22 protein-coding genes are annotated in these 17,700 nt (G+C 70.9%); 11 read left to right on the top strand and 11 right to left on the bottom strand.

Going from position 1 to position 17,700, the window contains the following annotated elements; genetic code table 11:
• Nucleotides 1-84 precede the first annotated feature (84 nt).
• A complete protein-coding gene (locus FK529_RS03315) occupies nucleotides 85-417 on the top strand; it encodes a LuxR C-terminal-related transcriptional regulator (RefSeq protein ID WP_146559621.1) in 333 nt (110 codons plus the stop codon).
• 9 nt (nucleotides 418-426) lie between these two features.
• Here the strand turns inward: FK529_RS03315 and FK529_RS03310 are convergent, their stop codons facing one another.
• Nucleotides 427-1,350 (bottom strand): LysR family transcriptional regulator, encoded by a 924-nt coding sequence (locus FK529_RS03310; protein WP_146559620.1) that lies wholly within the window; start codon nucleotides 1,348-1,350, stop codon nucleotides 427-429.
• 122 nt (nucleotides 1,351-1,472) lie between these two features.
• On the opposite strand from FK529_RS03310, the gene FK529_RS03305 reads away from it, so the two are divergent.
• From FK529_RS03305 to FK529_RS03295, 3 genes are all read left to right on the top strand, one after another.
• Nucleotides 1,473-2,834, top strand: coding sequence for an MFS transporter (locus tag FK529_RS03305; protein ID WP_146559619.1), 1,362 nt, complete (start codon nucleotides 1,473-1,475; stop codon nucleotides 2,832-2,834).
• A gap of 5 nt (nucleotides 2,835-2,839) precedes the next feature.
• On the top strand, nucleotides 2,840-3,559 hold the full coding sequence (locus FK529_RS03300; protein ID WP_146560126.1) for an SDR family oxidoreductase: 720 nt from the start codon (nucleotides 2,840-2,842) through the stop codon (nucleotides 3,557-3,559).
• A 306-nt stretch (nucleotides 3,560-3,865) separates the two neighbouring features.
• Nucleotides 3,866-5,275, top strand: coding sequence for an acyltransferase (locus tag FK529_RS03295; RefSeq protein WP_146559618.1), 1,410 nt, complete (start codon nucleotides 3,866-3,868; stop codon nucleotides 5,273-5,275).
• On the opposite strand, the gene FK529_RS03290 is transcribed toward FK529_RS03295, so the two are convergent.
• From FK529_RS03290 to FK529_RS03280, 3 genes are read right to left on the bottom strand one after another with little or no spacing between them, the layout of a single operon-like run.
• On the bottom strand, nucleotides 5,272-6,909 hold the full coding sequence (locus FK529_RS03290) for a dihydroxyacetone kinase family protein (RefSeq protein ID WP_146559617.1): 1,638 nt from the start codon (nucleotides 6,907-6,909) through the stop codon (nucleotides 5,272-5,274). The genes FK529_RS03295 and FK529_RS03290 overlap by 4 nt on opposite strands.
• A gap of 9 nt (nucleotides 6,910-6,918) precedes the next feature.
• Complete coding sequence (locus tag FK529_RS03285; protein WP_146559616.1) at nucleotides 6,919-7,350, bottom strand: SixA phosphatase family protein; 432 nt, start codon at nucleotides 7,348-7,350, stop codon at nucleotides 6,919-6,921.
• A gap of 10 nt (nucleotides 7,351-7,360) precedes the next feature.
• The gene (locus FK529_RS03280; protein ID WP_158635035.1) at nucleotides 7,361-7,813 is read right to left on the bottom strand and encodes a SixA phosphatase family protein; all 453 of its coding nucleotides are present in this window, start codon (nucleotides 7,811-7,813) and stop codon (nucleotides 7,361-7,363) included.
• Between the two features lie 40 nt (nucleotides 7,814-7,853).
• On the opposite strand from FK529_RS03280, the gene FK529_RS03275 reads away from it, so the two are divergent.
• Genes FK529_RS03275 through FK529_RS03265 form a run of 3 tightly spaced genes read left to right on the top strand, consistent with a single transcriptional unit; the run spans nucleotide 7,854 to nucleotide 8,958 of the window.
• The gene (locus tag FK529_RS03275) at nucleotides 7,854-8,066 is read left to right on the top strand and encodes a hypothetical protein (protein ID WP_146559614.1); all 213 of its coding nucleotides are present in this window, start codon (nucleotides 7,854-7,856) and stop codon (nucleotides 8,064-8,066) included.
• A 2-nt stretch (nucleotides 8,067-8,068) separates the two neighbouring features.
• Nucleotides 8,069-8,425, top strand: a complete 357-nt coding sequence (locus tag FK529_RS03270; RefSeq protein ID WP_146559613.1) for an RNA-binding S4 domain-containing protein — start codon at nucleotides 8,069-8,071, stop codon at nucleotides 8,423-8,425.
• Nucleotides 8,422-8,958, top strand: a complete 537-nt coding sequence (locus tag FK529_RS03265; protein WP_146559612.1) for a GNAT family N-acetyltransferase — start codon at nucleotides 8,422-8,424, stop codon at nucleotides 8,956-8,958. The genes FK529_RS03270 and FK529_RS03265 overlap by 4 nt, the downstream gene beginning before the upstream one ends.
• Here the strand turns inward: FK529_RS03265 and FK529_RS03260 are convergent.
• The 3 genes from FK529_RS03260 to FK529_RS03250 form a co-directional block, all read right to left on the bottom strand.
• The gene (locus FK529_RS03260; protein WP_146559611.1) at nucleotides 8,856-10,478 is read right to left on the bottom strand and encodes an adenylate/guanylate cyclase domain-containing protein; all 1,623 of its coding nucleotides are present in this window, start codon (nucleotides 10,476-10,478) and stop codon (nucleotides 8,856-8,858) included. The genes FK529_RS03265 and FK529_RS03260 overlap by 103 nt on opposite strands.
• A gap of 90 nt (nucleotides 10,479-10,568) precedes the next feature.
• Nucleotides 10,569-11,054: an SRPBCC family protein gene (locus FK529_RS03255; RefSeq protein WP_146559610.1), complete on the bottom strand. Its 486-nt coding sequence runs from the start codon at nucleotides 11,052-11,054 to the stop codon at nucleotides 10,569-10,571.
• The gene (locus tag FK529_RS03250) at nucleotides 11,051-11,434 is read right to left on the bottom strand and encodes an ArsR/SmtB family transcription factor (protein WP_146559609.1); all 384 of its coding nucleotides are present in this window, start codon (nucleotides 11,432-11,434) and stop codon (nucleotides 11,051-11,053) included. The genes FK529_RS03255 and FK529_RS03250 overlap by 4 nt, the downstream gene beginning before the upstream one ends.
• Nucleotides 11,435-11,557: 123 nt before the next feature.
• Here FK529_RS03250 and FK529_RS03245 point away from each other — a divergent pair, with 123 nt between their 5' ends.
• Together FK529_RS03245 and FK529_RS03240 are read left to right on the top strand one after the other, a co-directional pair.
• A complete protein-coding gene (locus FK529_RS03245) occupies nucleotides 11,558-13,006 on the top strand; it encodes an ABC transporter substrate-binding protein/permease (RefSeq protein WP_146559608.1) in 1,449 nt (482 codons plus the stop codon).
• Nucleotides 13,003-13,758: an amino acid ABC transporter ATP-binding protein gene (locus tag FK529_RS03240; RefSeq protein WP_146559606.1), complete on the top strand. Its 756-nt coding sequence runs from the start codon at nucleotides 13,003-13,005 to the stop codon at nucleotides 13,756-13,758. Before FK529_RS03245 ends, FK529_RS03240 begins: the two co-directional genes overlap by 4 nt.
• A 60-nt stretch (nucleotides 13,759-13,818) precedes the next feature.
• Here FK529_RS03240 and FK529_RS03235 read toward each other — a convergent pair whose 3' ends face one another.
• From FK529_RS03235 to FK529_RS03220, 4 genes are read right to left on the bottom strand one after another with little or no spacing between them, the layout of a single operon-like run.
• The gene (locus FK529_RS03235; RefSeq protein WP_146559604.1) at nucleotides 13,819-14,235 is read right to left on the bottom strand and encodes a type II toxin-antitoxin system VapC family toxin; all 417 of its coding nucleotides are present in this window, start codon (nucleotides 14,233-14,235) and stop codon (nucleotides 13,819-13,821) included.
• Nucleotides 14,223-14,492, bottom strand: coding sequence for a hypothetical protein (locus FK529_RS03230; RefSeq protein WP_146559602.1), 270 nt, complete (start codon nucleotides 14,490-14,492; stop codon nucleotides 14,223-14,225). The genes FK529_RS03235 and FK529_RS03230 overlap by 13 nt, the downstream gene beginning before the upstream one ends.
• 29 nt (nucleotides 14,493-14,521) lie before the next feature.
• Nucleotides 14,522-15,676: an N-acetylglucosamine-6-phosphate deacetylase gene (locus FK529_RS03225; RefSeq protein ID WP_146559600.1), complete on the bottom strand. Its 1,155-nt coding sequence runs from the start codon at nucleotides 15,674-15,676 to the stop codon at nucleotides 14,522-14,524.
• The gene (locus FK529_RS03220) at nucleotides 15,673-16,908 is read right to left on the bottom strand and encodes a PTS transporter subunit EIIC (protein WP_146559598.1); all 1,236 of its coding nucleotides are present in this window, start codon (nucleotides 16,906-16,908) and stop codon (nucleotides 15,673-15,675) included. The genes FK529_RS03225 and FK529_RS03220 overlap by 4 nt, the downstream gene beginning before the upstream one ends.
• Before the next feature lie 105 nt (nucleotides 16,909-17,013).
• Here FK529_RS03220 and FK529_RS03215 point away from each other — a divergent pair, with 105 nt between their 5' ends.
• Together FK529_RS03215 and FK529_RS03210 are read left to right on the top strand one after the other, a co-directional pair.
• Nucleotides 17,014-17,241, top strand: coding sequence for a PTS sugar transporter subunit IIB (locus tag FK529_RS03215; RefSeq protein ID WP_146560125.1), 228 nt, complete (start codon nucleotides 17,014-17,016; stop codon nucleotides 17,239-17,241).
• Nucleotides 17,238-17,693 (top strand): PTS sugar transporter subunit IIA, encoded by a 456-nt coding sequence (locus FK529_RS03210; RefSeq protein ID WP_146559596.1) that lies wholly within the window; start codon nucleotides 17,238-17,240, stop codon nucleotides 17,691-17,693. The genes FK529_RS03215 and FK529_RS03210 overlap by 4 nt, the downstream gene beginning before the upstream one ends.
• Nucleotides 17,694-17,700: the final 7 nt, after the last annotated feature.

Genomic DNA, 17,700 nt, shown 5'->3' with positions numbered 1-17,700 from the left:
GGATCGAACATACGCTGCGTTGCGTGGGCGCGGGGGATGTCGAAAGGTCTTCTCCGATGATCTGTTTCGTTGTCTTTCGCCACGATGAGGGGTGTTTCCCGGGCGGGGCGGACCCGCTACCGCGGCACCCCGCCCGTCGATACCGTCGAACCAATCGAGCTGGAGGTGGGGATGAGCGGCGCGGTGCTGTCAGCGGTGGGTCTGACGGATCGGGAGGTGGAGGTGGTGCGCGCTTGGCTGCGCACGGACAGCAAGGCTGCCGCGGCCGGCCGCCTGTTCATCGCGGAATGCACCGTGGCGGAACACGTCACCCGCGTGCGCGCGAAGTACGCCGCGGCCGGGCGGCCGGCCGCGACGAAGGCCGCGCTCGCCGCGCGGCTCCTGCAGGACGATTACGTCCGCCTGGATGAGCTGTAGGCACACACTTCAGGAATCGGCTCGATCGCGGCTCAGCGGGTCGCCGAGCAGGTCCCGCCGTACCGATGCCACCTGCGCCCGCAGCGCCGTGACGACCGCGGCCACTTCGCGTCGCTGCGCAGCCTCGGGCCGCACCACCATCCAGTACTCCAGCTGCACCGAGACGTCGTCGGGGAGCACCCGCACGAGATCGGGGCGGGCGTCGGCGAGGAAGCAGGGGAGCAGGCCCAGGCCGGCGCCCGCGCAGGTCGCCTCGACGTGGACGAGAACGTTCGTCGAGCTGAGACGGTCGGTCATGCCGGGCACCACGACGCGGGCGAGGTCCAGGTCGTCGACGGTGAGCATGGAATCGATGAAGTAGACCAGGGGGCGTCCGGCGAGGTCGCGCGGCCGCTGCGGCGTCCCGTCGGCGGCGAGGTAGTCGCGTGAGCCGTACAGGCCCAGCCGGTAGGGCGCGAGCAGCTCGGGTTCCACCCGGTAGGTGTCGGGGCGGCCCACCACGACCTCGATGTCCACGCCCGACCGGGTCGACGGTGCGCGGCGCGTCACGGTCAGCAGGTCGACGGACAGCCGCGGGTGCGCGCGTCCCAGCTCGGCGATCGCGGGTGCCACGACGCGGGCGCTGAAGCCGTCGGTCGCGGCGATGCGGACCGTGCCGTGCAGGTCGGGCGCGGTGTCGGCGTCCAGGCCGTGCAGAACCTCTTCGATCCGCTCCGCAGCGGCGACGCCCGATCGGCCCAGCTCGGTGAGCTCCCAGCCGGCGGCGCCCCGGGCCAGGAGCGGGCCGCCGAGCGCCTGCTCGAGCGCCGCGACCCGGCGCGAGGCGGTGGTGTGGTTGATCCCCAGGAGGTCGGCGGCGGCCGTGTAGCGGCCGGTCCGGGCCACAGCCAACAGGGTGAGCAGGCCGTCGGCGCTCGGCTCAGGAGTGTGCATGAATGCAGATCCGATCCGCGTAGGTGGTCATTGTGTGTGCGAATTTATCCATACATACTGCGGTAAGCATGGCGTGCATCACATCGCGGTCCGTGCCGTGATACATCTCACAAGGAGTGAACATGACGCAGACCGATCTGGACCAGCCGCGGGGGCTCCGGAAGATCGTCGCCGCGTCGATGGCCGGCACGGTCGTCGAGTGGTACGAGTTCTTCCTCTACGGCATCGCGGCCACGGTGGTGTTCAACAAGGTCTTCTTCAAGCCCGGCTCTAGCGAGTACGACGCCATCATCGCGGCGTTCGTGACCTACGCGGTGGGCTTCGCCGCCCGCCCGATCGGCGGCATCGTGTTCGGCCACCTGGGCGACAAGTTCGGCCGCAAGAAGCTGCTGCAGGCCTCGATCATCATGGTCGGCGTCGCCACCTTCCTCATGGGCTGCCTGCCCACGTTCGAACAGATCGGCTACTGGGCGCCCTTCCTGCTCGTGGTCCTGCGCTTCATCCAGGGCTTCGCGGTGGGCGGCGAGTGGGGCGGCGCCGTGCTACTCGTCGCCGAGCACAGCCCGAACGCCCGGCGCGGCTTCTGGGCGTCGTGGCCGCAGGCCGGCGTACCGGGCGGCAACCTGGCCGCCACCGTCGTGCTGCTGATCCTGACGAACGCGCTCCCCGAGGACGCCTTCCTCGCCTGGGGCTGGCGCGTCGCCTTCTGGCTGTCGGCCGTGATCGTGCTGGTGGGCTACTACATCCGCACCCAGGTCGACGAGTCGCCGCTGTTCAAGGAGGCCCGGCGGGAGATCGAGCAGGAGAAGAACGTCTCCTACGGCGTGGCCGAGGTCGTCAAGCGGTATCCGCGCGGCGTGCTCTCGGCCATGGGCCTGCGCTTCGGCGAGAACATCTTCTACTACCTCGTGGTCACCTTCTCGATCACGTACCTCAAGACCGTGGTCAAGATGGACACCTCCGACATCCTGATGTGGCTCCTCATCGCGCACGCGGTTCATTTCGTGGTCATGCCGATGGCGGGCGCGCTGACCGACCGCGTCGGCCGGCGCCCCGTGTACTGGGTGGGCGCCGCCCTCGCGGCCACCTGGGGCTTCTTCGCCTTCCCGATGTTCGACACGGGTCACGGGGTGCTGGTCGTCGCCGCGGTGACGATCGGCCTGATGTTCCACGCGCTGATGTACGCGCCGCAGCCCGCGATCATGGCGGAGTCCTTCCCGACCCGCATGCGCTATTCGGGCGTCTCCGTCGCCGCGCAGGTCACCTCCGTCGTCGCCGGCTCGCTGGCGCCGATCATCGCGACCAAGCTGCTCAAGGACTTCGGCTCGTCGGTGCCGGTCGCGATCTACCTCGCGCTCGCCTGCGGCATCACCTTCGTCGCCGTGTTCTTCGTCCGGGAGACCAAGGGCATCGACCTGGCCACCGTCGACGAGGAGGACCGGGCGGCCCTGCGGGCGGAGCGGGCCGCCGGGGCGCGCGCGTGAAGGCGATGGTGACCGGCGGCGCCGCGGGGATCGGGGCGGCCATCGCGCGCCGCCTCGCCGCCGACGGTGCCGTCGTCACCGTCGTTGATCGCGACGGCGCCGCGGCCGCAGCGCTCGCCGGGGAGATCGGCGGCGCCGCGCTCGAGCTCGACCTCACGGACACGGTCGCCCTCGCGGATCTGCGCCTCGACGTCGACGTGCTGGTCAACAATGCGGGCGTGCAGCACGTCGCGCCGATCGAGGACTTCGACCCGGCCTGGTTCCACCGCATCCTCACGCTGATGCTGGAGGCGCCCTTCCTCCTGACCCGCGCCGCGCTGCCGGGCATGTACGAGCGCGGCTTCGGTCGCATCGTGCACGTCTCCTCGGTGCACGGGCTGCGGGCATCGAAGTACAAGGCCGCGTACGTCGCCGCCAAGCACGGCGTGGAGGGCCTGTCGAAGGTCACCGCGCTCGAGGGCGGCGAGCACGGCGTCACCAGCAACTGCGTGAACCCCGGCTACGTGCGCACCGCGCTCGTCGCGCAGCAGATCGCCGAGCAGGCCGCGGCGCACGGGATCTCCGAGCAGCGCGTCACCGACGAGGTCTTCCTCGCCCGCCCGGCGATCAAGCGCCTCATCGAGCCCGACGAGGTGGCGGGGCTGGTGGCGTGGCTGTGCAGCCCCGCCGCCGCGATGGTCACCGGCGCCGCGTACACGATGGACGGCGGCTGGACCGCGAACTGAGCCGGTGGGAGCGGGCCCCGCAACCACCCCCGAGTCCCGCACCACGCTGCACGTCCAAGCCATGCGTGTCGCGCATGGGGCACCGCCGAAAAATATGCCGTGAACTGCGGAGATGATGGGCATGCGTCGCACGCATGGCTTCTGTGATCGCACGCATCGCCTCCGCGGGCGAGGCTGGCAATCTGCTGGGAGCGTGCGCGCTGAGTTGGAGCGGCGCACTCGCGGCGGCTACCGTACGAGGCGGCCTGTGACCAGGTGTTGCCATGCTGTAGTTGGGATTGTTGATCAGTGGGTGTGGACCGGACGATGAGCGAACGCGGGGCCGAGTCGGCGCCTGAGTCGATGGACGGGCCCGCCCCGGCGGCACCGTCGAAGCCCAAGCGCGGCGGCGGCCACCTCTTCGAGCTCGACATCGTGCGCATCGTGACCTTCGCGGGCGTCGTCTTCGACCACTGCGTCTCCGGCACGACGTTTCCGTTCAGTGTCGCGTCGAACGCGGTCCAGACCGTCTTCCACTACACCCGCAACGCCTTCTTCGCGCTCACCGGGTTCGTGCTGGTGTACCAGTACCGAGACCGCAAGCTCGACCCCGTCGACTTCTGGCGCCGCCGGTACAAGGCGGTGGGCCTGCCGTTCCTGACCTGGAGCGTCTTCTACTGGCTCTATCACATGTACGTGATGTGGCCGCCGGCGTTCTCCAACGTCACGCGCACGTTCCAGACGTGGGAGTCGACGCAGGCCGCGCTGAAGGTGCTCGCCTACGACCTGTTCACCGGCGACGCCTGGTACCACCTCTACTTCGTCTTCGTGACGATGCAGGTGTACCTGATCTTCCCGTTCCTGCTGAAGTTCCTGCGCTGGACGATGGGGTATCACAAGTACCTGCTGGCGGCGAGCTTCGTCTTCCACCTGGTCCTGCTGCACTACATGACCACCGCGCGCCCGGAGATCTTCAACTACGGGCTGCTCGCGAAGCTCTGGAACCACCTGCCGGCGACGCTGTTCCCGTACCTGTTCTTCACCCTGCTCGGCTGCATCGCCGCCATGCACCTCGAGGAGGTGCGGGCGTGGTGCTCGCGCTTCCGCGGCTGGGTCATCACGACCGCGATCGGCGTCGTCATCGCCACCCTCATCGCCTACGGCTACAAGACGAGCATGGAGGGGATGTTCCCCACCGATGCGGCGAACGTCTTCCGCCCCTACGCCGCGGTGATGTTCGTGATGATCATCCTGGCCCTCTACGCGGCCGGCACCTACTGGGCCGACAACCGGACCGAGGGTTCCTTCTGGGACCGTTTCCTGAAGGTCGCCTCCGACCGGTCGTTCGGCATCTTCCTCGTGCACGCCTTCGCCCTGCAGGAGCTGGCGCCGACGATCCAGCGCCTCCGCTTCGACGTCTACGCGCCCATCCTCACCATCGGCACGTTCGTGGTGACCGCCTTCCTCACCGTCGCGATCAGCGAGGTGCTGCGGCGCACCCCGGTCAGCCTGTGGACCACGGGCCGCACGATGATCCCGATGGCGAAGCAGAGCCTGCGCGTCTCGATCGGCATCGGAGTCGCGATGATCGCGATCGGCGCGATCTTCTACTGGCCGCTCGAGGTGCCCGCCGGCGCGGTCGCGGTGACCCTCGGTGCGGTCCTGCTGGTCTGGCAGGGTCTGGGCCGCACGATCTTCGCCGGCCCCGCGGGCGCCCGCCCGGCCGCCACCTCCTAGCGGCTGCGCGCGGCGGCCTCGAACAGCCAGGACACGACGAGCGCACCGGGATCCGGCACGCCGATCACGGCGTCGCCGAGGTAGCTGGCCCGGCCGCGCGAGGCCGTGCTGTCGGCCGTCGCCGCCACACCCTGCGCCGCCGCGGCGGCCGCCTCCTCGAGGGTCCCGCCGGCGTCCAGCACGTCGGCGGCGGGGGCGAGCGCATCCACCACGGTCTTGTCGCCCACGCGCGCACCGCCCAGCTCGACCACGGCGTCGAGCCCGGCCCGCACGCCGGCGGCGAAGCCGGCACCGTCGGCCTGCAGGGCCCGCCCGAGCTCGGTGAAGAAGGTGCCGAAGACGGCGCCGGAGGTGCCGCCCGCGCGCACCAGGAACGAGGTGGCCAGCGCACCGAGCGCCGAATCGTCCGGGCCGCGCAGGGGCAGCGGGAAGTGCCCGAGTGCTGCGCTCATGTTCGTGCCGAAGTCGCCGTCGCCGGCCTTGCGGTCCAGGTCGGTGAGCTCGTCGACCGAGCGCTGTACGCGCCCCACGAAGTCGGAGAGCCAGACGTTCGGCTCGCCCCGGTCGGCGGAGTCGTCCGGGCGGGCCGTCGCGAGCGGGTCCACGGACGACGGTGCCGCGGCGGCCGCGTTCGGCCAGCCCGGCGCGGTCGTCGGCGCGTCCCACAGCCCGATGAGCTCGTCGTCGAGGGGGACCACGGTGAGCGAGGCGCCCGCCATGTCGAGCGCCGTGACGAACCGTCCGACCAGCGAGCGCGTGACCTCGATCCCGCGCTCGCCCAGTTGCTTCGTCGCCTCCGCGAAGAGCACGCCCGTCTCGAGATCGGTGACCGCGCCGAGGTTGTTCACGACGACCAGTGCGCGGTCGCCGGAGCCGAGGCCGGTGCCGGGCAGGATCCGTGCCAGCAGCTCGGTGACGATCTCCTCGGCGGACTCCGCGGGCCGCTCGTCGCGGGCGCGTTCGCCGTGGATGCCGACGCCGAAGGCCAGCTGCCCGGCGGGCAGGTCGAACGACGGGCCGTCGGCGCCGGGCACGGTGCAGGCCGAGAGGGCGACGGCCATGGACCGGGCGCGGGCCGCGGTGCGCCGGCCGACCGCGGCGACCTCCGCCAGCGACGATCCGCGGTCGGCGGCCGCGCCGCACACCTTCTCCACGACGATCGTGGCGGCGGTGCCCCGGCGGCCCGGCCCTGCGGTGTCCTCGGTGGCGACGTCGTCGTCGACCAGCACGAACTCGGTGGCGACCGCCGGGCCGTCGCCGTCGGGCGCGCCGACCAGGCGGCGGGCGACGGCGAAGTTCATGACGTCGCCGGTGTAGTTCTTCACCACGTGCACGACGCCGGCGCCCGTGTCCACCGCGCGGGTCGCGGCGGCCACCTGCACCGCGTTGGGAGAGGTGAAGATCAGGCCCGGGCAGGCGGCGTCGAGCATCCCCGCGCCGACCAGGCCGATGTGCAGGGGTTCGTGGCCGGAGCCGCCGCCGGAGACCACGGCGACGCCGGAGGTCCGGGGCGTGCGGCGGGCGACGAAGCCCGCGTCGTGCCAGGTCGCGTCGGGGTGGGCGGCGAGGATGCCCCGCAGCCCGTCGGTGAAGAGGGAGCCGGCGGAGTTCTCGAACCGTGCGCGGTGGGTCATGACCTCACGCTAGCGAGGGATGTGCAACTCCGCGTGACCCTTCCTGATGACCGTGAAGGCGGACGTGGGGAACTTGGCGAAGGTGAAGGTGGGGTCGAGGATCTGCGCCGCCTCCGCGAGCCCGGGGTCGTGGCCGACGACGAGCACCGTGGCCGCATCGCCCCGCTTGGACTCCACGATCTTGAGGATCTCGGCTCCGCTGGCGCCGTACAGCGCGGACAGGTGCCGCACCGGCGCGTCGATGGCCGCCTGTTCCAGCGTCGCGCGGGCCCGCTCGGCCGTGGAGCACAGGACGAGATCGACGTCGTGGCCGTATCGGCGGATCGCCTTGCCGGCGAGCGCGGCCTGCCGGACGCCGCGCGGCGCCAGCGGCCGATCGTGGTCCTTGACCTTGTCGGGGTACGCGGACTTGCCGTGCCGCAGCAGGATCAGGGTGTCCATATCGGGCATCCTACGGGGTGTACCAGGACAGCATCCGCCCCGAACCGGGGGACGCCGGGCCGTCGTCGAGGTCCAGGAGGACGACGGTGCCGGGCGCGAAGCCCGGGAGGTCGGCGCCCGGGTCGAGCTGCGCCGCCGCCTCCGGCAGGCCGGGGAAGTGGGCGACGACGAGGAGCACGTCCACGTCGCCGGGGACGCCGTTGATCTCGTCGAGCACGCGGCGTCCGGGGCACGCGTAGAGCTCCTCCGTCGCGGTCATGGTGCAGCGCAGGCCCATCGCGTGGAAGGTCTCGACGGTGCGCCGCGCCGACGAGACCAGCGCGTGGCCCGGCGCGAGCCCCTGTTCGGCGAGCCAGACCGCGGACCGTCGGGCCTGGTCGCGTCCGTTCGCGCTGATCGGGCGGGCCTCGTCGGGCACCGACATTCCCGCCTCGCCGTGTCGCATGAGCGCCAGCACCGTCATGCCCCGATCTTGCCCTGCCGGGAATGCGTACATTGGTGACATGGCTGGAAAAGAGCTCGATCCCGCGCGCAAGAAGGCCGCGCTGGACGTTGTGAAGCAGCATCCGGGGATGATCGCCGCGATGGCCGCCCCCGCGGTGGTGGTCGTCGCGGTGGGCTGGTTCATCGGCGGTGCGGGCGTCGGCCTGCTCCTGCTGGTGGCGTTCGGCGTGCTCGGCGCCGTGGGGCTGTCGCGGCTGCTGCGCGCACGGTAGCCGTGCGGGTCGACGCCTGGCTGTGGGCGGTGCGGCTGACCAAGACGCGGTCGGTCGCGGCCACCGCGTGCCGCGGCGGCCACGTGCGCGTGAACGGCGCCACGGCCAAACCCGCGCAGCACATCGTCGTGGGCGACGAGGTGCGGCTGCGGATCGGAGGCCGGGAGCGGATCGTCGAGGTCGCCACCCTCCTGCCGAAGCGGGTCGGCGCGCCGGTCGCGGCCACCTGCTACATCGACCACAGCCCGCCGCCCCCGCCGCGGGAGATCCTGCTGTCCATGCCGCAGCGCGACCGGGGCGCGGGCCGGCCCACCAAGCGCGAGCGGCGCGAGACCGACCGGCTGCTGGGGCGCGAGTGACGAACCCGACCGAACCGCGGGTGCGCCGCGCCGCGCCCGGCGACGCCGCCGCGGTGGCGGCGCTCGCGGCTCGCACCTTCCCGCTCGCCTGCCCGCCCACGCTGTCGCGCGAGCACATCGCGGCCTTCGTGGCGACGCACCTCAGTGAGGCCGAGTTCGACCGGCACCTGGCCGATCCCGCGCACCGGGTCCTCGTGGTCGACGGGGCGGACGGCCCCGTCGGATACGCCCTGGTGCTGCACGGCGCGCACGCCGAGGGGCCCGCGGCGCTGCGCGGCGCACCGTCGGCCTACCTGTCCAAGCTCTACGTCGACCCGGGCCACCACGGCGGCCCGGTGGCCCGCGCGCTGCTCGACGCGGTCCGCGCCGACGCCGGCGGCCTGCCGGTGTGGCTCGGCGTGAACGCCCACAACGCCCGCGCGAAGGGGTTCTACGCCAAGTCCGGGTTCGTGACGGCGGGGGTGCGAGACTTCACCGTCGGCGGCACGATGTTCGTCGACGACGTGCTCGTCCTGGAGGGCGACGGGGAGTAGAGGCGGGTCAGCTCGTCGCGCCCGCGCAGCTCCAGTTCGTCCGTGAACCGCCAATGCTGCGATTCCGCCTCGCGGGAGCCCATGACCGCGGGCTCCGACGCCACCGGGAGGGTGGTGTCGCGCTTGGCGACCTCGGACAGGCGCGCGGACTCGTTGACGGGGTCGCCGATCACGGTGTACTCGTAGCGCTCGATGGCGCCCACGTTGCCCGCCACCACCACGCCGTAGGACACGCCGATTCCGGCGGTCAGGTCGGGCACCGCGGACGGCAGGCGCTCCGCGATGAGCCGGGAGGTGCGCAGGGCGCCGCCCGCCGGGTCGGGGTGGGGCAGCGGCGCGCCGAAGACCGCGAGAACGGCGTCGCCCTCGAACTTGTTGACCAGCCCGTCGTTATCCTCGACGGCGGTCACGATCACCTCGAAGAACCGGTTGAGCAGCTCGACCACCTCGGTCGCGGGACGTTGCCGCGCCAGCGTCGTCGAGCCCACGACGTCGACGAACAGCACGCCGACCACCTGCTCGGAGCCGCCCAGCTGCACACCGTGGCCCAGAGCCGACTCGGCGACGTCGCGGCCCACGTGCCGGCCGAACAGGTCGCGCAGCCGTTCTCGCTCTGCGAGCCCTGCGGTCATCTCGTTGAACCCGGCCTGGAGCTCGCCCATGTCGGACCCGTCGAAGATGCGGACGGCCACGTCGGTCTCCCCGTCGCGGACACGGCGGATGGCGCGGCCCAGCACGCGCAGGGGCGCGGCCAGGGCGTCGATGTTCAACAGGGTGACGAGCGGCCCGGTGAGCAGTGCGATTCCGGCCAGCGCGGCGACCGCGACGAAGATGTCGAGCTTGGTGGTGTCGTCGCGGAAGGCGCCGAACAACACCACCAGGAAGATGCCCAGGATCGGCACGCCGGAACCGATCGCCCAGGCGGTCGCGGCACGCATCCGCAGCCGGCCCTTGCGCCGGGCGCGGTACCCGGCCTCCAGCGCGCGCGCCGCAGCGGGCCGCAGCGCGAACTCCGTGATCTGGTACGAGATGGCGCACACCACCACCCCGGACAGCCCGGTGACCAGGGCGATCTTCGGGATCAGTTCGGGGTCGATGCTGCCGTAGCCCACCGTCATCACCACGGTGCCGACACCCCACAGCAGCGCTTGCAGGATCGTGAGTCGCCACGGGCCGACGATCGCGGCGCGCGCCTGCGCGGCGTTCGGTTCTTCGCCTCGGATCGACCAGCGCAGTGAGCGGACCAGCCGGACGGTGCCCAGCGTCGCGCCGAGGACGAAGGCGAACGTGATGTACAGCGGGAGCACCAGGTAGTTCATCCACCAGGCGTCCCAGGGGATCGACGGCTCGGGGATGCCGACGGTGGCCAGCGCGATGGCCAGGCCGACGCCGATGAGGTTCGCGACGATCACGCCGATCGTGATCACCAGCTGGACCCGCAACCGGGTGAGTTGTGAGCTGTCGTCCGCCGACCCGAGGAGGATCGATCCGTAGTCGGCGCGGAGCCGGGGCAGCTTCATGGTGTCAAGTTACCGGGTCGTCCTCGCCGCACGATGGTCCTTTCGCGGCGAGGAACCCCGTCGTCCCGCCCGCCCTCAGTGGCCGTACGGCTACACCTCTCCTTCCGCGAGGAGTCGATCGAGCGCGGCGTAGCCGTCGACGATGCCCGTTTCCATGCCGCTGGAGAGCATGCCGTCGCGGCTCTCGAAGCTGTCCAGGAGCGAGACGGCGCGCAGCCGGGTGCGGCCGTCGCCGAGGTCCTCGAAGGTCATGGTCTCCAGCGAGACCGACTCGGGCAGGTCGTCGTAGGTGAAGGTCTGCACGATCCGGTCCTCCTGGACGTCGTGGAAGCTGCCGTGGAAGGCGTAGCGCTCGTCACCGCGCTTGCTGACGTAGGCCCAGCTGCCGCCGGTGCGCGCGTCCCAGTGCACGATCTCGGTGTCGATGTCCGACGGCCCCACCCACCGCGAATAGATCGCCGGGTCGGTGTGGGCGCGGTGCAGCTGCGCCGGCGTCGCCTGGAAGTCGCGGGTGATGGTGATGGTGGGGAGGGTGGCGGAGGCCTCGATGCCGGCCTCGGCGTTGATGATGGTCATGATGCTGCTCCTTCGTCGGTGGTGGTGTTCTCTTCGGCGTTCATCTCGGCCAGCACCGCGTCGAGTCGCTGGTAGCGCTGTTCGGCACGGCGCCGGTACCGCTCGATCCACCCGTTCATGAGGTCGAAGACCTCGGCCTCGAGGTGGGCGGGGCGCGCCTGGGCGCGGCGGGTCCTGCTGATCAGGCCGGCGTTCTCCAGCACCGTGAGGTGCTTCGAGACGGCCTGGATGCTCACGTCGTAACGCTCCGCGATCTCCGTGAGCGTGGCGTCGCCGTCGGCGAGGCGGGCCACGATGTCGCGTCGGGTGGGGTCCGCGAGCGCCGCGAACGCCTTGGACAGGTCGTCGGGGTCGTCGTTCGTGGTGCACCTCCGTTGTATTCAACTAGTTCGTTGAATACGACGATATATCCTCGGCCCGCCGTATTCAACCCTTAAGTTGAAAAAGATTCCGACACGCGAGTCCTCGCCGCGCCGGACCGGCTCCGGTGCTAAGAACGACGCATGCGATCAGCCGTCCGCACCGCGCACCGCGTCCTTCTCGTGCTGCTCGCGATGCTCGTCGTCGCGGCGCCGCTGCCCGCGCAGGCCGAACCGGTACCGCCGGCGGGCGGTGTGCTTCGGGTGGGCACCGAGGGCGTGTACCAGGTGTACAGCTACCACGACGACGCCGGGAAGCTCACCGGGTACGACGTCGAGATGATCACCGCGATCGCCGAGAAAATAGGCAAGCGAGTGGAATTCGTCGAAACTCCGTGGGATTCGATGATGGCGGGGCTGGAGTCGGGCCGTTTCGACCTGGTCGCCAACCAGGTCACGGCCAGCCCGGAGCGCGCGGCGAAGTACGACCTGTCGGACACGTACCTGCAGACGGGCGGCTCGATCCTGGTGCGCAAGGGCGACACCTCGGTGCGCTCGCTCGCCGATATCCGCGGGAAGACGGCGGCGCAGAGCATCACGAGTAGCTGGTCCGGCGTGGCCGAGAAGGCGGGCGCGAGGATCGAGCCGGTCAACAGCTTCACCGACGCGGTCAATGTACTGGCGCAGGGCCGCGTCGACGTCGTCGTCAACGACACGGGCGTCGTGCGCAACTACCTGACGGTGACGCCGGGCGCACCCGTCGAGATCGCCGCGGAGACGCCGGACAAGTCCGACTCGGTGTTCGCCGCCCGGAAGAACTCCGGGCTGATCGCCGAGATCAACCGCGGCCTGGCCGAGATTCGCGCCGACGGGACCGCGCAACGCATCTCCGACCAGTTCTTCGGGGCGGGCGCGCAGGGCCAATCCCCGGCGAGCACGTGGGACATGGTGCAGCGCAACCTCGTCCCGATGCTGCGGGCCACGGTCACCACGACGATTCCGCTGACGGCGATCAGCTTCGTGCTCGGACTCGCGATCGCGCTCGTGGTGGCGCTCGCGCGGATGTCGAAGCGGCGGGTGGTCAGCGGGATCGCCCGCGCCTACATCTCGATCATCCGCGGCACGCCGCTGCTCGTGCAGTTGGTGATCATCTTCTACGGGCTCCCCCTCGCCGGGGTGGTCTTCGATCCCTTCCTCGCTGCGGTGATCGCCTTCTCGCTCAATGTGGGCGGCTACGCCGCGGAGATCATCCGGGCGGCGATCGGCGCGGTACCGCGCGGCCAGTGGGAGGCGGCCGCCACGATCGGCATGGACTACCGCACCTCGTTGCAGCGGATCATCCTGCCGCAGGCCGCGCGGACCGCCACGCCGCCGCTGGCCAACACGCTGGTCTCCTTGGTCAAGGACACCTCGCTGGCGTCGGCCATCCTGGTGACCGAACTCTTCCGGCAGGCCCAGATCGCCGCGGCGCCCACCTACGACTTCTTCATCATGTACGTCGTCGCGGCCTGCTACTACTGGGTGATCTGCCAGGCGCTCAGCCTCGTGCAGTCCCGTCTCGAGGATCGATTCGAAAGGTACGTGGCACGATGACCGACCTGATCTCGGTGCACGGCCTCACCAAGTCCTTCGGCGATGTGGAGGTGCTGCGCGGCATCGACTTCGCCGTCCCGGAGGGCACGGTCACCGTCATCATCGGGCCGTCCGGATCCGGCAAGACGACGGTGCTGCGCTCGCTCAACGCGCTCGAACTCCCGGACGGGGGCACCGTCACCGTCGGCGATGCGACCGTGGACTTCGGCGCCGGCGCGCCGGGGAAGGCGGAGCTGAAGCGCTACCGCGCGCAGAGCGCGATGGTCTTCCAGTCGCACAACCTCTTCCCGCACTTCACCGCGCTGCGGAACGTGACCGAGGGGCCGGCGGTCGTGCAGAAGCGGCCCGCGTCCGAGGTCGAGTCGGAGGCGCGCGACCTCCTCGCCCGCGTGGGCCTCGAGGACCACGTGGACAAGTATCCGCATCAGCTCTCGGGCGGTCAGCAGCAGCGCGTCGGGATCGCGCGGGCCCTGGCGCTGCGCCCACGGGTCGTGCTGTTCGACGAGCCGACCTCGGCGCTCGATCCGGAGCTCGTCGGCGACGTGCTCACCGTGATGCGCGACCTGGCGACGGAGGGCCGCACGATGGTGGTCGTGACGCACGAGATGGCCTTCGCCCGCGAGGTCGCGGATCAGGTGCTGTTCATCGACCGCGGCGTGGTGCTCGAGTCCGGTCGCCCCGCGGATGTCATCGGGAACCCGCAGCAGGACCGCACCCGCGAGTTCCTCGACCGCATCCTGCGGCCGCTGTAGGGCGGAAAGCGGGTCGCGGAACGGCGGCTCGGGCCTCTACCCTCGGTCGGCGCGGCGTGGTCACCGTGGCTCGCCGCTGAGTCCGTAGTCGAGCGCAGCCGTTCGCAGTCGCTCGTCGTACGTCGCGACCGAGACGCTGCGGCCGCCGTCCGCCATGTCGAGAGCCGTCATCAGAACGACGGCGTCGGGGAGCTTGACGCGGGCCTCGTGCCGGATCCGGGCCAGCCGCGGCGCGAAGGACGGCGGCAGCGGCACGCGGGCGACCCCCAAGTCGGCCAGGTCGGCCTCGGCGGTGTCCAGTCCGCCCCACTGGACAGGGCCCACCAGGAACTCGGCGACGGTCAGCTCGCTCGCTGCGAGTCGGTCGCCGCCGGACAGCGCGCGCGTCAGTGAGGCGACCGCACGGTCGTGGAATCGGTCTGACGGCTCGAAGGCGGCGATCAGCACACTGGCGTCGACGACGATCAGTCCGGCCATTCGGACCGAAGATTCTCGAGATAGCCGTCGGGGAACCAGTCGGTACGGCGACCTGCAATGCGGGTGAGGGCTGCGAGACGCCGCTCGATCTCGCTGTCGGTCGATTCCTCGACCGCGTCCGCGCCCGCGGCGATCAGCTCGCGGAGCAGGCGCGACGGGCTCTCGGCGTGCGCGGGCCACCGCCGTCGGGCGACCTCGAGAGCGCGCGTGATCTCGGGGGTCTCCGTGATCGCGTGGCGGGGCCGAGTCGTGGGCATACCCGAGTGTAACACCTAGAATCGCGGTGTTACACCTGCCGACCGCCGCGGAGCACCCGCTGCAGCTCCAGGTCGGCGGAGAGCTCCAGCACGTCGGCGCGCAGGCCGGCGGCGAGCTCGCCGCGGTCGTGCAGGCCCAGCAGCCGGGCGGGCGTGGTGGCGCCGGCGCGCGCGGCGTCGGCGAGCGACACCCCCGAGTGCCGGACGGCGCGCACCACCACGTCGAGCACCGACGAGGTGCCGCCCGCGATGGGGCCCGGCGTACCGTCGGGCGTGGTCAGGCGCGCGACGCCGCCCCCGACGGTGACCTCCAGCGGTCCCAGCGAGTACTGGCCGTCGGGCATACCCGCGGCCTGCATCGCGTCGGAGACGAGCGCGACATGATCCGGCCCGACGGTGGCGAAGACCATCGCGACAGTGCCGGCGGCGAGGTGCACCCCGTCGCCGATGATCTCTGCGACGGCGCGGCCCTCGCCCGCGACCGCCAGCGCCGCGCCGACGGCGCCGGGGTGCCGGTGGTGCATGGGTGGCATGCCGTTGAACAGGTGCGTGATGCTGACCGGGCCGTCCGGCGTGCCGAGCGCCCGGGCGACGGTGTCGTAGTCGCCCGCGGTGTGCCCGACGGAGACCACGGCGCCGGCGGCGGAGAGCTGTCGCGCGAGGTCGGCGAAGTGCGGCGTCTCCGCGGCGACGGTCATCGACCGGATCCGCCCGCCCGCGGCGTCGAGCAGCGTCGCCAGCAGCGCGGGATCGCCATCGAGGATGTACCGCGGATCCTGCGCGCCGCAAACCTCCTGCGCCAGGAACGGGCCCTCGAGGTGCAGGCCGGCGACGGTGTCGTCGTCGACCAGCGGCGCGAGCGTCGCGATCCGCTCGAGCAGCTTCTCCGGCGCCGCGGAGACCAGCGAGGCGAGCAGGGTCGTGGTCCCGCGGCCGAGGTGGTGCGCGGCGGCCGCGCGGGCGCCGTCGACGTCCGAGCCGGGGAAGTCGAAGCCCCCGCCGCCGTGGCAGTGCACGTCGATCATGCCGGGCAGGTAGACGCGGTCCGACGGTGCCGGGAGCGTCGCGGCGGAGAACGCGGCGGCGGGCCCGACCGCGGCGATCAGGCCGTCAGCGAGGGCCAGGACACCGTCGTCGATCGTCCCGGAGGGCGTGACGACGGTGCCGCGAAAGAGCTCCGTCACGCCGTGGTCTCCGCTTCGGTGTCCTCGTCCTCACGACCGGGGGTCTTGAGGTTGCGCCGTCGGATGATGAAGCTGAACGCGAAGTAGTAGATCACGGCGTAGACGAGGCCCATCGGGATGAGCCATAGGGGGTTGGTCGCCTTGCCGAAGTTGAGCACGTAGTCGATGGCGCCCGCGGAGAAGGTGAAGCCGTGGTGGATGTCGAGCCAGTTCGCGATGAGCAGTGAGCTGCCGGTGAGGAGCGCGTGGACGAGGAGCAGCGGCCAGGCGACGAAGATGAACGCGAACTCGAGCGGCTCGGTGATACCGGTGAGGAAGCTGGTGATCGCGACCGAGAGCATGATGCCGCCGACGGTCTTGCGGTTCTCGGGCTTGGCGCAGCGGTAGATCGCGAGGGCCGCGGCCGGCAGGCCGAACATCATGATCGGGAAGAAGCCGGTCATGAACGTGCCCGCGGTCGGGTCGCCCTGCAGGAAGCGGGCGATGTCGCCGTGCACCACCTCGCCGTTCGGTGCCGTGTAGTCGCCCAGGATGAACCACACGACGGAGTTGATGATGTGGTGCAGCCCCAGAGGGAGGAGCAACCGGTTGACGGTGCCGAAGACGCCGCCGCCGACGACCGAGTGCTCGGCGACCCAGTTGCCGAGGCCCGTGAGCGCCCAGTTGAACAGGGGGTACACGAGGGACATGAGGACGCCCACGACGATCGCGGCGGACGCCGTGAGGATCGGGACCAGGCGCCGCCCGGAGAAGAAGCCGATGTAGTCGGGCAGGGCGGTCTTGTAGAACCGTTGCCACAGCACGGCCGACATGATGCCGATGACGATGCCGCCGAGGACGCCGAAGTCGACTACCGCCGGGTCGCCCGCCTTGTCGACCTTGCCCGCGAGCACGACCGGCGACATGGCCTTCTCGACCGCCTGGAAGGAGAGGTAGCCGACGAGCGCGGCGAGCGCGGTGGAGCCGTCGGCCTTCTTCGCCCAGCCGATCGCGATGCCCACCGCGAACAGGATCGGCAGGTTCGAGATGAGCGCATTGCCGGCGCCGCCGATCACGGCCGCGACGGTCTTCAACGAGTCGAACCTACCCAGGAGATCGTCCTGGCCGAGCCGGAGCAGGAGGCCCGCCGCGGGCAGCACCGCGATGGGCAGCATGAGGCTGCGGCCGAGTTTCTGGAGACCGCTCAGATCGAGCCGTCGTGCTGATATACCGGATCCGGATGAGGAACTCATTTTTCGCTCCTGTCGAGGGACGAGTCCACTAGGGTGACGACAGGTTATAACCAGTTCGGCCGGTACGAGCCGGATTCCCCGAACCCGAAGAGAAAGACGGCCGGTATGTCGAAGGCGCAGGACATTGTGAACGGGCTCGGCGGGGCCGACAACATCGAAGAGGTCGAGGGCTGCATCACCCGCCTCCGCTGCGAGGTCAAGGACGCCGGCCTCGTCGACCGGGGCGCCCTGAAGAAGCTCGCGCACGGCGTGATGGTCTCCGGTTCCGCCGTGCAGGTCGTCGTCGGTCCGACCGCCGACGCGCTCGCCGAGGAAGTGCAGGACCTTCTGTGACCGACGTGCAGGCGCCCGTCGCCGGGCGGCTCCTCCCGCTCTCGGCCGTGCCCGATCAGGTCTTCGCGGCGGAGATGGTGGGCTCGGGGGTGGCCATCGAGCCGGCCGTCCCCGACGACGGTGCCGACGCCGTCGTCGTGTCGCCGGTCGCCGGGACGGTGCTCAAGCTGCATCCGCACGCCGCGATCGTGCTCACGGACCGGGGCGTCGGCGTCCTGGTGCACGTCGGTATCGACACCGTGGGTCTCGAGGGCGAGGGGTTCACGCGGCTGGTCGCGGAGAAGGCGAAGGTGGAGGCGGGAGATCCGCTGATCGCGTTCTCGCCGGCGGGCATCCGTGACCGCGGGCTGAGCGCGATCTGCCCCGTTGTGGTGATGGACTCCCAACCCGGGTCGATTGCGAATCTGGAAGAACGTGACGTGGCGGCGGGCGATTGGATCTTTACTGTCTGAACGACGA

This window comes from Tsukamurella asaccharolytica, from assembly GCF_007858435.1.
GTDB lineage: Bacteria > Actinomycetota > Actinomycetes > Mycobacteriales > Mycobacteriaceae > Tsukamurella > Tsukamurella asaccharolytica.
This window is presented reverse-complemented; position numbering and strand designations above follow the sequence as displayed.

Excerpts from the sequence above, each read along its gene's own strand:
- FK529_RS03315 (WP_146559621.1), top strand. The coding sequence starts at position 85 with ATGAGGGGTGTTTCCCGGGCGGGGCGGACCCGCTACCGCGGCACCCCG.
- FK529_RS03310 (WP_146559620.1), bottom strand. The coding sequence starts at position 1,350 with ATGCACACTCCTGAGCCGAGCGCCGACGGCCTGCTCACCCTGTTGGCT.
- FK529_RS03305 (WP_146559619.1), top strand. The coding sequence starts at position 1,473 with ATGACGCAGACCGATCTGGACCAGCCGCGGGGGCTCCGGAAGATCGTC.
- FK529_RS03300 (WP_146560126.1), top strand. The coding sequence starts at position 2,840 with ATGGTGACCGGCGGCGCCGCGGGGATCGGGGCGGCCATCGCGCGCCGC.
- FK529_RS03295 (WP_146559618.1), top strand. The coding sequence starts at position 3,866 with ATGAGCGAACGCGGGGCCGAGTCGGCGCCTGAGTCGATGGACGGGCCC.
- FK529_RS03290 (WP_146559617.1), bottom strand. The coding sequence starts at position 6,909 with ATGACCCACCGCGCACGGTTCGAGAACTCCGCCGGCTCCCTCTTCACC.
- FK529_RS03285 (WP_146559616.1), bottom strand. The coding sequence starts at position 7,350 with ATGGACACCCTGATCCTGCTGCGGCACGGCAAGTCCGCGTACCCCGAC.
- FK529_RS03280 (WP_158635035.1), bottom strand. The coding sequence starts at position 7,813 with ATGACGGTGCTGGCGCTCATGCGACACGGCGAGGCGGGAATGTCGGTG.
- FK529_RS03275 (WP_146559614.1), top strand. The coding sequence starts at position 7,854 with ATGGCTGGAAAAGAGCTCGATCCCGCGCGCAAGAAGGCCGCGCTGGAC.
- FK529_RS03260 (WP_146559611.1), bottom strand. The coding sequence starts at position 10,478 with ATGAAGCTGCCCCGGCTCCGCGCCGACTACGGATCGATCCTCCTCGGG.
- FK529_RS03255 (WP_146559610.1), bottom strand. The coding sequence starts at position 11,054 with ATGACCATCATCAACGCCGAGGCCGGCATCGAGGCCTCCGCCACCCTC.
- FK529_RS03245 (WP_146559608.1), top strand. The coding sequence starts at position 11,558 with ATGCGATCAGCCGTCCGCACCGCGCACCGCGTCCTTCTCGTGCTGCTC.
- FK529_RS03240 (WP_146559606.1), top strand. The coding sequence starts at position 13,003 with ATGACCGACCTGATCTCGGTGCACGGCCTCACCAAGTCCTTCGGCGAT.
- FK529_RS03235 (WP_146559604.1), bottom strand. The coding sequence starts at position 14,235 with ATGGCCGGACTGATCGTCGTCGACGCCAGTGTGCTGATCGCCGCCTTC.
- FK529_RS03230 (WP_146559602.1), bottom strand. The coding sequence starts at position 14,492 with ATGCCCACGACTCGGCCCCGCCACGCGATCACGGAGACCCCCGAGATC.
- FK529_RS03220 (WP_146559598.1), bottom strand. The coding sequence starts at position 16,908 with ATGAGTTCCTCATCCGGATCCGGTATATCAGCACGACGGCTCGATCTG.
- FK529_RS03215 (WP_146560125.1), top strand. The coding sequence starts at position 17,014 with ATGTCGAAGGCGCAGGACATTGTGAACGGGCTCGGCGGGGCCGACAAC.